The sequence below is a fragment of the Maribacter vaceletii genome, assembly GCF_003634105.1.
GTDB classification, from domain to species: Bacteria; Bacteroidota; Bacteroidia; order Flavobacteriales; family Flavobacteriaceae; genus Maribacter_B; species Maribacter_B vaceletii.
Map to the genome: position 1 here is coordinate 949,819 of NZ_RBIQ01000007.1, position 12,037 is coordinate 961,855.

Consider the following 12,037-nt stretch of genomic DNA (forward strand, 5'->3'; position numbering starts at 1 on the left):
TGTCTAACTAAAATTCATTTTTAATTGAACAATATAAAAACAAGATTTAGTATTAAAGACCTAGAAAATATTTCTGGTATAAAAGCACATACGATACGTATTTGGGAAAAAAGATACAATCTATTTAGTCCAGAAAGAACCTCTGGTAATTCTAGATTTTATGATCAAGATAGCCTACAAAAGCTATTAAATGTAGTTTTATTAAATAATAACAACTATAAAATATCTAAAATAGCTGCTATGTCTGATAACGAAATAATTCTTAACACAAGAGAATTAGCTCTAAAGACAGATATTAAAGATGATGCTATAAACTCATTAAAGATAGCAATGTATAATTTTGATCAAAATCTTTTTAATCAAGTGTATGCTAAACTTTTGGTTCAAAAATCTTTTCCAGAAATATTTAAAGAAACCTTTATTCCCCTTTTAAACTTTATAGGCCTTTTATGGCAAACTAAGACTTTAACTCCTGCTCATGAACATTTTATATCTAACTTAATATCTCAAAAAATACAGATTAATACAGAACGTATTCCATTTAAACAAAATAATAACACAAAAGTATATGTGCTTTATCTTCCTGAAAATGAAATACATGAGCTTGGTTTGCTATACTTAAATTATGAACTAACTTTAAGAGGTAATAAAACAATATATCTTGGACAAAGTGTACCAATTGATAACCTTATAGATGTACAAAACGTATTTAATGATATATGTTTTATTTCTTATTTTACCGTTGAGCCTCAAGAAAACAAACTAGTACCATATTTTAAAGAAATTAATACGATAATTAAAAATACTAATAGCACATTTTGGGCAGTAGGACAAAGAACTCAAAACTTAGAAATTACAAATAATAACATTAAAACATTTACCTCCACACTTAGTCTTTTAGAGAGTTTATAAAAAAATATTTTCATATTGTTTAACTTTTTAATAGATTTGTTAAACAATATGAAAAAAACAATACATATAATTGGTTCAGGTTTTTCTTCTTTATCTGCTTCTTGCTACTTAGCTCAGGCAGGTTATAGGGTAATTGTACTGGAAAAAAACAGTACTATTGGAGGTCGTGCAAGACAATTAAAAAAAGAAGGTTTTACGTTTGATATTGGTCCTACATGGTATTGGATGCCTGATGTTTTTGAAAAATTCTTTTCAGATTTTAAAAAAAACCCTTCAGAGTATTACCATCTTAATAAATTAGATCCTGCATATCAAGTATATTTTGCAAAAGAAGATTCAAAAATAGTTTCTGGTAATTTAGAAGAAATACATTCTATGTTTGAAGCGGAAGAAAAAGGTAGTTCTAAGCACCTAAGAGAATTCTTAACCTCTGCAAGAAACAATTATAATACAGCTATAAAAGATTTAGTTTATAAGCCCGGAGAATCTATCACAGAACTTATTACGCCAGTAACAATAAAAAGAGCAAATCAGTTTTTTTCCACTATTAGAAAAACAATTCGGAAAAATATTAAAAATGAAAAACTAATAAAAATATTAGAATTCCCAGTTTTGTTTCTTGGAGCAAAGCCTAGTAATACTCCTACCTTTTATAATTTCATGAATTATGCAGATTTTGGACTTGGAACCTGGCATCCAGATGGAGGAATGTATACTGTTGTTAATGGTATGGTAACCTTAGCCAAATCTCTAGGTGTAGAATTTATTACCGAAGCTAATGTTGAGCAGATAAAAGTAAGAGCTAACAACAAAGTAGAGGGGCTTATTGTAAACGGAGAGTTTAAAAAATCTGACATAATACTAAGTGGCGCAGATTATCATCACACAGAAACTTTATTACCCGAAAAAAACAGACAGTATTCAGAAAAATATTGGTCCAACAAAACTTTTGCTCCTTCTGCCCTATTGTTTTACGTTGGCCTAAGTAAACCTGTAAAAAATGTATCGCACCATACATTATTTTTTGATTGTGATTTTGAAGTACATGCCGAATCTATTTACGATATTCCAAAATGGCCAGAAAATCCTTTATTCTATGTTAGTTTTCCTAGTAAAACAGATGTTTCTGTAGCTCCAGAAGGAAAAGAAGCTGCAACTTTTTTAATTCCGCTTGCTCCAGGTATAAAAGACACTAATGAAATTAGAGAAACATATTTTAAAAAAATAATAGAAAGATTAGAAAAAGTAACCAATCAAACTATTAAAGAAAATATAATATTTAAAGAGTCCTTTTGTGTAAATGATTTTAAAGAGGAATACAACTCTTATCAAGGAAATGCATACGGACTTGCAAATACTCTTATGCAAACTGCATTCTTAAGACCAAAAATTAAAAGTAAAAAAGTAAAGAATTTATTCTTTACAGGCCAGCTTACAGTTCCAGGACCTGGTGTACCGCCTGCATTAATATCAGGAAAAATAGCTGCAGATTTAATATTAAAAAACAACTAATTATGAAACAATTATTTACAGAGCTTTCTTTTTCTTGTAGCAAATTAGTTACTAAAAAATACAGCACTTCATTTTCTTCGGCTGTTAGAATGTTATCTCCTAAAATTAGAAATGCTATATATAGTGTCTATGGTTTTGTTCGTTTTGCAGATGAAATTGTAGATAGTTTTCATGAACACAATCAACATAATTTACTTAAAGACTTTGAAGACAACTATTATGAAGCACATAAAAACGATATAAGTTTAAATCCTATTTTACATTCTTTCCAAAGAACTGTAAAAAAATACAATATAGAAGATAGTTTAATACAAGCATTTTTAAAGAGTATGCGTGCAGATTTGCATAAAACAATCTATGATAACAAAAAAGATTATGAAGAGTACATATATGGCTCTGCCGATGTAGTAGGTCTTATGTGCTTAAAAATTTTTACCAATGGAGATACAGATAAGTACGATGCTTTAAAAGCGCCTGCTATGCGTTTAGGTTCTGCTTTTCAAAAGGTAAATTTTCTAAGAGATATTAAAGAAGATTATGAAGTACTTAACCGATCCTATTTTCCAAATGTTAATCTAAAACAATTAAGTCCAGAAGATAAATTAAACATTATAGAGGAAATAAAAGAAGATTTTAAAGAAGCCTATAAAGGAATTGTAAAATTACCTTTAGAATCTAGGTTTGGGGTATATACTGCTTACAAATATTACTTAAAACTTTTAAGAAAGTTAGAAAGTACACCTTCTAGCCAAATTATGGATACTAGAATACGCGTATCCGATTTAATGAAATTTAATTTACTAGCTAAATCCTTTATTAGATATAAACTTAATATCTTGTAATATGCAACTATTACTATATCCTGTAATTACTATCCTTACTTTTTTAAGTATGGAAGTTATAACTTGGTGTACTCACAAATATATAATGCATGGGTTTTTATGGTATTTACATGAAGACCATCACCAACCAAAATACCAGGGTGTTTTTGAAAAAAACGATTGGTTCTTTGTAATATTTGCTATACCAAGTATATTATTGTTTTGGTATGGAGTTTTACCAAATATTAATTATTTATTTTTTATAGGGTTTGGAATATTATGTTATGGATTAACTTATTTTTTAATTCATGATGTTCTAATACATCAAAGATTTAAGTGGTTTAAAAAAACCAAAAATAAATACTTAATTGGACTTAGAAAAGCACATAAAATTCATCATAAACATTTAAATAAAGAAGACGGAGAATGCTTTGGAATGCTATACGTTCCTTATAAATATTTTAAAAACCAAATGGTATAATGTATTTATATTTAATACTAAATATTGTATCCATCTCCATTCCATTTGCCTATTCATTTCATAAGAAAATGAATTTTATAAAGTATTGGAAAGCTATTTTTAGTTCTATCTTATTGGTAGGATTAGCATTTATTTTATGGGATGCTATTTTTACATTAGATGGTGTATGGGGTTTTAACACTAAATATCATTTACCCTATAAACTACTAGGTCTTCCACTTGAAGAGTGGCTTTTTTTTATATGTATACCATATGCTTCGGTTTTTATACATTACGCTTTTGATTATTACTTTCCTACTATAAAACTATCAAAAAGAGTAACTCAAATAATAAGCGTTTTAATAATTATTATTTTATCCATAACAATCTTAAATAATTTAGAAAAGGTATATACATCTGTTAACTTTAGTATTGCAGTTATACTATTAATAATTGGTTATTTAAGAATAAAAAAACTTCAAAAATTCTACATTTCTTTTCTTATTATTTTAATCCCTTTTTTTATAGTAAATGGTATTTTAACTGGCTCCTTTATAGAAGAGCCCATTGTTTGGTATAACAATAATGAAAATTTAGGAATTAGGCTTTTTACAATTCCTATTGAGGATACCGTATATGCATTTAATTTACTATTCATAAATGTTGTTTTAATAGATGAATTTAAGTCTATATTAAAAAAAGAATAGTTTTAAAGAGAGTTTCTAGTATCTTTAAAAATGTCTTCAAAAAAACTTTCTATTACCTCTAAATTACCAAGTGTAAAAACAACAATTTTTACTTCTATTGGGCAATTAGCAAAAAAGTATAATGCTATAAACCTTTCTCAAGGATTTCCAAACTTTAATCCAGATTTTGTACTATTAGATAAGGTTACTAAAGCAATGCAGAATGGATATAACCAATACGCTCCAATGGCTGGTGATATAAATTTAAGAGAGACTATTTCTCATAAAATACAAACGCTATATAACCAAAATTATAATCCTGAAACAGAGATAACAATTACCGCAGGAGCAACCCAAGCAATTTTTACTGCTATTACAGCCTTTGTTTCCCTGGGAGACGAAGTAATTGTTATAAAGCCAGCGTATGATTCTTATGAACCTTCTATAATAGCCAATGGGGGAATCCCTGTGCATGTAAGTTTATCTGCTAAAACATATAAAATAGATTGGGATGTTTTTAAAAGTAAAATTACCAGCAAAACTAAAATGGTAATTATAAATACCCCGCATAACCCAACCGGAACTATACTAACAAAAGAGGACATGCAATCCTTAGAAAAAATTCTCTTCAATACAAATATTATTGTGCTAAGTGATGAAGTCTATGAGCATATTATTTTTGATAATGAAATTCACCAAAGTGTTGCAAGATTCAACAACTTAGCAAATCGTAGTATTATCTGTTCTTCTTTTGGTAAAACTTTTCATATTACAGGCTGGAAAATTGGATATTGCGTAGGCCCAAAAGAGTTAATGAACGAATTTAGAAAAACACATCAATTTAATGTGTTCTCTACACATCACCCATCACAAATAGCCTTGACATCTTATTTACAAAATGAGGAAACATACAATAGTCTGCCTACATTTTATCAAAAGAAAAGGGACTTTTTTGTAAAAGAACTTGAAGGCTCTAAATTTAAAATTCTGCCCTGTAAAGGCACTTATTTTCAACTTTTAGATTATTCTAACATTACACAAGAACAAGATGTTTCTTTTGCTGAACGACTTATTAAAGAACATAAAATAGCTAGTATTCCTATTTCTGTTTTTAACGAAAATAATAGAGATGATAAAGTGCTCCGTTTTTGTTTTGCTAAAACAGAAGACATTTTATTAAAAGCCTCTGAAATATTAAATAAATTATAATACTTCCTATTTCACAAAATTAGGAACATCGTCTACTTTAAATTCTGATAAATATAGTTATATCTAAAACTAAAATCTATTCCATAAAAAAGCAGCAACCTTTAATAAGATTGCTGCTTTTTTAAGTTTCCTGTTGTTTCTACAACATGAATAGCTTTCGCATTAAATGTACAACACCACTAAAAAAATCATTTCTATAAACTTGAATTTCTTTTGGTGCTGACATGTTACTAATTTGGGCGTCCATTATATACTTTTTTAGATTTGGGTTGTTGCTGTTTTATACAAATGTACTTCCTAACGTAAGTATTTAAGTAATTATTGTTGTGAAACACACTTTATTTGTTGTGAATAAAATGAAGTTCCAATTTATTAGATAAACTACACACTTTTATAAGCTTATAATACCATTTCTGGTATTTCGCCATCAATTATAAGATTTCCTTCGGTAGCTTTTATAATTTCATCTACAGATATTCCTGGAGCTCTTTCTAGTAGTTTAAAACCTTCTTTAACAACTTCTAAAACAGCAAGATTTGTAACTATTTTTTTAACACACGCTACTCCTGTTAATGGTAAACTACATTTTTTTAATAATTTAGGTGCTCCTGCTCTATTCGTATGCATCATAGCAACAATAATATTTTCTGCTGATGCTACCAAGTCCATGGCACCTCCCATTCCCTTAACCATTTTACCTGGAATTTTCCAATTTGCTATATCTCCAGTTTCAGACACCTCCATAGCTCCTAAAATAGTAAGATCCACATGTTGCCCCCTAATCATTCCAAAACTGGTTACAGAATCAAAAAAAGAGGCTCCAGGCATGGTTGTAATGGTTTGTTTCCCTGCGTTAATAATATCGGCATCTTCTTCTCCTTCAAAAGGAAAAGGCCCCATTCCTAAAACTCCATTCTCACTCTGGAATTCTACATTTATATCTTCTTGTACAAAATTAGCAACTAAAGTTGGTATTCCTATTCCAAGATTTACATAATAGCCATCTTGTACCTCTTTAGCTATTCTTTTTGCTATTCCGTTTTTATCTAACATACTATTTAATTTGAAAATGTGTCGATTTGAAAATTGATTAATTAAGATTTTTTACTTGTAGAGATAATTTTAGATATAATTAAAATTACCGACTTTAATTTTTTAAGCAAAGCTTCTTCTGGGCTCGGATAGAACTCTGTGGAATTACATATTTCTAACCAATACATTAACTCATCCGCTTCTTTTGCAGAAATTTTAAACTTATGTATAAAATCTCTTTTACTCTCTGCATTTTGTGCTTCTCTAATATTAGCTCCAATTGAAGTTCCACTTCTAAAAATCTGAGAAGCCATTTCAAATCTATTTGTAGCTCTAATCTTTTCGGAAAATGAAACAACTTCAAGAGCCAATTCAAAAGTTAACTTTACAATTAGATTTTCTTTATCGTTTCTCATTTCCAAATTAAATAATTTTCAAATCGCTTAATTATTTCTTTCTAACCGTTCTTTGTTCTATACGTTTTTCATAATCTTTCCCTTGAAAAATTCGCTTTACAAAAATTCCAGGTACATGAATTTCATTAGGGTCTAATGTTCCTGCAGGCACTAATTTTTCTACCTCAGCAACTGTGATTTTTGCTGCGCCACACATTGCTGGGTTAAAATTACGAGCAGTACCTTTAAAAATAAGATTTCCAGCTTCGTCTCCTTTCCATGCTTTTACAAAAGAAAAGTCTGCTTTATAGGCTTCTTCCAATACATACATTTTGCCATTAAATTCTCTTGTTTCTTTCCCTTCTGCTACTTCTGTTCCATAACCAGCTGGTGTATAAAATGCTGGAAATCCAGATTGTGCTGCTCTACATTTTTCTGCAAGAGTTCCTTGTGGTGTAAGTTCTACCTCTAACTCTCCACTCAGCATTTGTCTTTCAAACTCATCGTTTTCTCCTACATAAGAAGATATCATTTTTTTTATTTGATGCTTTTGCAACAATAGCCCCAATCCAAAATTATCTACACCTGCGTTATTAGAAATACAAGTAATATCCTTTACTTCTAACTTAACTAATTCAGCAATTGCATTTTCAGGAATTCCACAAAGACCAAAACCTCCTAGCATAAAAGTCATCCCATCTTGTACCCCTTTTAATGCTTCTTGAATAGTATTAACTTTTTTCTTTATCATTATTGATTTCTCATATTTAGATTAAATATTTCTTATCATTTTAAATAATTCTTACTAAAAATACAATATTAATATAAAAAAAGCACCTCCATTAAAAAATAGAGGTGCTTTTTAAAGTAAACTACCTCGGGGTAAGCCCACGAGGCATTTATTTGGAAACTAATTTTGAATACGAGGCAAGCCTCGGAGCATTTAAATCTCGATTATCGAGTAAATAACTTTTTTAAGGCTTAGAAATCTAAATCATCTAAATCATCTTCTGTATCCTTATTCTCCTGAGCTTCTTCCGCAACTTTAGTACAGTCTACATTTATAGATAAATCTTTAGGTTTAGTAAAACTTTTATCAGAAATACCTAAATCTTCATTTTTATAATTTTCTTTCATATAAAGACCCCAAATTGGTAATGCCATAGTTGCTCCTTGCCCGTAAGTAATACTTTTAAAGTGGGTTGCACGTTCTTCACCACCTACCCAAACACCAGTAACCAAATTAGGAACCATGCCCATAAACCAACCATCACTATTATTTTGCGTGGTACCCGTTTTACCTGCAATAGGATTTTTAAAGCCGTAAGGATAACCAGTGATTACTTCATCATATTCTTTTTTCCATTTATTTACTCCTTGGGTACGTAAGCGTGTTCCTGAACCTCCTTGCGTTACTCCTTCCATTAAATTTAACATCGCATAAGCAACATCTTTACTAAGAACATCTTTTGTTTCTGGAACATACTCATACAACACTGTACCATTTTTATCTTCTATGCGGGTTACCATAACAGGTTTAACATATACCCCTTGGTTAGCAAAAGTCCCATAAGCTCCCACCATTTCATACACGTTCATTTCAGAAACTCCTAATGCAATAGAAGGTACTTCTGCTATTTCTCTAGTTATTCCTAAATTTTTACCAATTATAGCAACAGACTTTGGTCCTACTTTATCTATTAATTGTGCTGTAACTGTATTTACTGAGTTTGCTAAGGCTTTTTTAAGAGTATAATTTTTTCCAGAATATTTACCGTTAGAGTTTTTTGGACACCAAGGTTCTGGGTTTCCATGTTTTTCTGCCTCTATACAATACTGTGTATCCGGTAATGAATCACATGGAGAATAACGTAGTTGATCTATAGCTGCAGCATAAACTAAAGGCTTAAAAGTAGAGCCTGCTTGTCTTGCTCCTTGTATCACATTATCATACTGAAAATGTTTGTAGTTTATACCTCCTACCCAAGCTTTTACATGCCCTGTTTGTGGCTCCATAGACATCATAGCTGTTCTTAAGAAAGATTTGTAATACCTAATAGAATCTAGAGGTGTCATTACTGTATCTTTCTCTTTGGTTTCACTTTTCCAATCAAAAACCGTCATGTCTTTTTTCTTAGTAAAAGAAGCACGTATTACTTTTTCCGATTTTCCTTCTTTTTTCATTTCTCTCCAACGGTCCGAAGTTTTCATTGCACGCTCCATAATAGCATTTACTTCACTTTTTTCTAAATCTAAAAATGGTGCTGTTTTATTACGTTCTGGCGTATTTTGATGAAAAAATTCGGCTTGTAATTTTGTCATATGCTGTGAAACTGCATTCTCTGCATTAGCTTGCATACGAGAATCTATGGTAGTATATATTTTAAGTCCGTCTAAATATAAATTATACCTATCTCTCTCTCCTTCTAAGGCTGGTTTTGGATTTTTCTTAATCCAATCATTCATAAAACCTTGCAAATACATTCTAAAATAAGTAGCCAAGCCTTCTCTGTGAGATTCTGGGCTATAATTAAGTTTCATTTTTAAGTCCTGTAATGAATCTTTTTCTTGCTCTGTTATATAGTCATACTTTGCCATTTGAGCCAATACTACATCTCGCCTATTTTTAGTTCCCACCGGGTTCCTATGTGGTCTAGGATTGTATAAAGATGAATTTTTAAACATCCCTACTAACATGGCAGATTCTTCTATTTTTAAATTTTTAGGTTCTTTGCCAAAGTAAATTTTAGAAGCAGAACGAATACCATCTGCATTATTACCAAAGTCATATATATTAAAATACATGGTCATAATTTCTTCTTTGGTGTAATTACGTTCTAAACGTGTTGCAATAACCCATTCTTTTATTTTCTGAGTATATCTTTTCCAGCCTCTGGCGGCTAAACCTGTAAATAACTGTTTTGCTAATTGCTGCGAAATAGTACTTGCTCCTCCTTTTTTACCTAAAAAAGCAAAAGCTCTTACCGTTCCTCTAGCATCTATACCAGAGTGCTCATAAAAACGAGCATCTTCTGTTGCAACTAATGCGTCTACCAAATTTTTAGGAAGGTCTTCAAATTTTACTGGTGTTCTATTATCGTCTAAATAGAATTTACCTAATGTTTTACTATCGGATGAAAGTATCTCTGTGGCTAAATTAGTTTGCGGATTTTCTAAAATTTCAAAGGTTGGCATTTCTCCAAAAACCTCATTAGCAGCTAAAACAAATAATAATGCAACAGAAAGAATTCCTGTTATAAATACTATCCAAAACCACTTAATAAATTTAAAAAAACTTGTTGTTTGCTTTTTCTTTACAGCTTTTTTTGCCATTAGTTTACTGTTTGTTTTTTTCTATTTGAAAACCAACATCGGTTATGCCCTCTAAATCTACAACGCCAGGAATAGAGCCGTTTTTGCGCATTGCATGTACTATTTGTAAAGTATATACGCCAGAAGAAGGAAAAACGATGTTTTCTCTAAACCATAATTTGCTTTCTTTTAAACTTCCTTTTCCTTTTCCTAACCATGTACCATCTGGTAAGGCCATAGTATATTCTAGGGTATCTTTTACAACATCACCATTAGGATAATTTAACTCTGTTATTAAAAAAAGGTTACTATATGGATAGTTTTGATCGTTTCTTACATTAATAAAAATGTTATGTTTTTCTATAGTATCTAACTCTGAAAAATTAAAAGTGATAGTATCCTTTTTATGCCAACTAGCACCTTTTAAGCTTTGGTATTCAGATTTTATAGTAGTGCCACTACAAGACACAAGAAGTAAAAGTAATATAATGGAAAGGGTAAAAGACCTAAGCATTTTTGGGTTTTCTATTTTTATTGTTTCTTCTTTTCTTATTTCTGTTTCTATTTTTGTTGTTTTTACGTTTTGGTTGATCAAAACGTGTAAGACTATCTTGCCCAACTACATTTTCAAAAACAACTTTTTCTTCAATTATATTATCTGCTGCATATTCTTCTAAACTAGCAACTTTTTCTTTTTTCTTGTTTTTTTCTAAAACCTCTTTTACTTGGTCTTTAGAAAGTACATGCCAGTTAGATGGTTCATCTTTATAAGTAAACCATAATAAACCTTTAAAAATATCAGTTTTTTGACAGTATGCAAGACCTTTTTCTGTATACAATTTTGTGTCTTGTCCCGGAAAACCTTTTAAAGCATCTAAATACGTGTCTAATTCATAATTAAGACAACATTTAAGCTTGCCACATTGCCCAGCTAGCTTTTGCGGGTTTAAAGATAATTGTTGGTAACGTGCTGCGGAAGTACTTACGGATCTAAAATCTGTTAACCAAGTAGAGCAACATAATTCTCTACCACAAGAACCTACACCTCCTAAACGTTGTGCTTCTTGTCTATATCCTATTTGACGCATTTCTATACGAATACCAAAAGCTTTTGCCATGTCTTTTATAAGCTGACGAAAATCTACACGTTCTTCTGCGGTATAATAAAAAGTAGCTTTTGATCCATCTCCCTGAAATTCTACATCAGAGATTTTCATTTGTAGTTTTAAAACAATAGCAATCTCACGAGCTCGTTTTTTAATTTCTTCTTCGCGGTCTCTACATTTTTGCCAAATATCAATATCTTTTTGAGATGCTTTACGGTATACTTTACAAACTTCTTCACCAGAAAAAGGAGCTTTCTTTTTCTTCATTTGTACTCTTACCAGTTCTCCTGTAAGAGTTACCATACCAATATCATGGCCAGATTGCGCCTGTGTTGCAACAATATCGCCTATAGAAAGCGTTAAACCTTCTGTGTTTTTATAAAAATCTTTTCGGCTATTTTTAAAACGTACTTCAACAAAGTCAAAAGGTTTTTCCCCACTTGGGAGTGACATGTTGGAAAGCCAATCAAAAACCGTTAATTTATTACAACCATCTGTTCCGCAAGTACCATTGTTCTTGCATCCGCCTGGTTGTCCGTCCTTTCCGGTTGAACAACTACTGCAACCCATATTTTATATCTAGATTTAAAAA

At 30.6% G+C, this 12,037-nt stretch carries 12 protein-coding genes; 6 read left to right on the top strand and 6 right to left on the bottom strand.

Going from position 1 to position 12,037, the window contains the following annotated elements; genetic code table 11:
- The first annotated feature begins 24 nt into the window (after positions 1-24).
- Genes CLV91_RS03860 through CLV91_RS03885 form a run of 6 tightly spaced genes read left to right on the top strand, consistent with a single transcriptional unit; the run spans position 25 to position 5,600 of the window.
- A complete protein-coding gene (locus tag CLV91_RS03860; protein WP_121064159.1) occupies positions 25-912 on the top strand; it encodes a MerR family transcriptional regulator in 888 nt (295 codons plus the stop codon).
- A gap of 48 nt (positions 913-960) precedes the next feature.
- Positions 961-2,424 carry a phytoene desaturase family protein gene (locus CLV91_RS03865; RefSeq protein WP_121064161.1) on the top strand — a complete coding sequence of 488 codons (1,464 nt, stop codon included), beginning with the start codon at positions 961-963 and terminating at the stop codon, positions 2,422-2,424.
- A 2-nt stretch (positions 2,425-2,426) separates the two neighbouring features.
- On the top strand, positions 2,427-3,266 hold the full coding sequence (locus tag CLV91_RS03870; protein WP_121064163.1) for a phytoene/squalene synthase family protein: 840 nt from the start codon (positions 2,427-2,429) through the stop codon (positions 3,264-3,266).
- Between the two features lies 1 nt (position 3,267).
- On the top strand, positions 3,268-3,726 hold the full coding sequence (locus tag CLV91_RS03875) for a sterol desaturase family protein (RefSeq protein ID WP_121064165.1): 459 nt from the start codon (positions 3,268-3,270) through the stop codon (positions 3,724-3,726).
- Complete coding sequence (locus CLV91_RS03880; RefSeq protein WP_121064167.1) at positions 3,726-4,412, top strand: lycopene cyclase domain-containing protein; 687 nt, start codon at positions 3,726-3,728, stop codon at positions 4,410-4,412. The genes CLV91_RS03875 and CLV91_RS03880 overlap by 1 nt, the downstream gene beginning before the upstream one ends.
- 30 nt (positions 4,413-4,442) lie before the next feature.
- Positions 4,443-5,600, top strand: a complete 1,158-nt coding sequence (locus tag CLV91_RS03885; RefSeq protein WP_121064169.1) for a methionine aminotransferase — start codon at positions 4,443-4,445, stop codon at positions 5,598-5,600.
- A 399-nt stretch (positions 5,601-5,999) separates the two neighbouring features.
- Here the strand turns inward: CLV91_RS03885 and CLV91_RS03890 are convergent, their stop codons facing one another.
- The 6 genes from CLV91_RS03890 to CLV91_RS03915 all read right to left on the bottom strand — a co-directional run bounded on the left by CLV91_RS03890 (position 6,000) and on the right by CLV91_RS03915 (position 12,015).
- Positions 6,000-6,653, bottom strand: a complete 654-nt coding sequence (locus CLV91_RS03890) for a 3-oxoacid CoA-transferase subunit B (protein WP_121064171.1) — start codon at positions 6,651-6,653, stop codon at positions 6,000-6,002.
- A 41-nt stretch (positions 6,654-6,694) separates the two neighbouring features.
- Positions 6,695-7,048: a four helix bundle protein gene (locus CLV91_RS03895; protein ID WP_121064173.1), complete on the bottom strand. Its 354-nt coding sequence runs from the start codon at positions 7,046-7,048 to the stop codon at positions 6,695-6,697.
- A gap of 31 nt (positions 7,049-7,079) precedes the next feature.
- Complete coding sequence (locus CLV91_RS03900; protein ID WP_121064175.1) at positions 7,080-7,778, bottom strand: CoA transferase subunit A; 699 nt, start codon at positions 7,776-7,778, stop codon at positions 7,080-7,082.
- Between the two features lie 230 nt (positions 7,779-8,008).
- Positions 8,009-10,360, bottom strand: coding sequence for a penicillin-binding protein 1A (locus CLV91_RS03905; protein WP_121064177.1), 2,352 nt, complete (start codon positions 10,358-10,360; stop codon positions 8,009-8,011).
- Positions 10,361-10,364: 4 nt separating this feature from the next.
- Positions 10,365-10,853: a gliding motility lipoprotein GldH gene (locus tag CLV91_RS03910; protein ID WP_121065689.1), complete on the bottom strand. Its 489-nt coding sequence runs from the start codon at positions 10,851-10,853 to the stop codon at positions 10,365-10,367.
- Positions 10,846-12,015, bottom strand: a complete 1,170-nt coding sequence (locus tag CLV91_RS03915) for a PSP1 domain-containing protein (protein WP_121064179.1) — start codon at positions 12,013-12,015, stop codon at positions 10,846-10,848. The genes CLV91_RS03910 and CLV91_RS03915 overlap by 8 nt, the downstream gene beginning before the upstream one ends.
- Between the last annotated feature and the right edge of the window lie 22 nt (positions 12,016-12,037).

Coding starts and splice junctions, on each gene's coding strand:
- CLV91_RS03880 (WP_121064167.1), top strand. CDS start 3,726: ATGTATTTATATTTAATACTAAATATTGTATCCATCTCCATTCCATTT.
- CLV91_RS03895 (WP_121064173.1), bottom strand. CDS start 7,048: ATGAGAAACGATAAAGAAAATCTAATTGTAAAGTTAACTTTTGAATTG.
- CLV91_RS03875 (WP_121064165.1), top strand. CDS start 3,268: ATGCAACTATTACTATATCCTGTAATTACTATCCTTACTTTTTTAAGT.
- CLV91_RS03865 (WP_121064161.1), top strand. CDS start 961: ATGAAAAAAACAATACATATAATTGGTTCAGGTTTTTCTTCTTTATCT.
- CLV91_RS03870 (WP_121064163.1), top strand. CDS start 2,427: ATGAAACAATTATTTACAGAGCTTTCTTTTTCTTGTAGCAAATTAGTT.
- CLV91_RS03910 (WP_121065689.1), bottom strand. CDS start 10,853: ATGCTTAGGTCTTTTACCCTTTCCATTATATTACTTTTACTTCTTGTG.
- CLV91_RS03905 (WP_121064177.1), bottom strand. CDS start 10,360: ATGGCAAAAAAAGCTGTAAAGAAAAAGCAAACAACAAGTTTTTTTAAA.
- CLV91_RS03900 (WP_121064175.1), bottom strand. CDS start 7,778: ATGATAAAGAAAAAAGTTAATACTATTCAAGAAGCATTAAAAGGGGTA.
- CLV91_RS03890 (WP_121064171.1), bottom strand. CDS start 6,653: ATGTTAGATAAAAACGGAATAGCAAAAAGAATAGCTAAAGAGGTACAA.
- CLV91_RS03885 (WP_121064169.1), top strand. CDS start 4,443: ATGTCTTCAAAAAAACTTTCTATTACCTCTAAATTACCAAGTGTAAAA.
- CLV91_RS03915 (WP_121064179.1), bottom strand. CDS start 12,015: ATGGGTTGCAGTAGTTGTTCAACCGGAAAGGACGGACAACCAGGCGGA.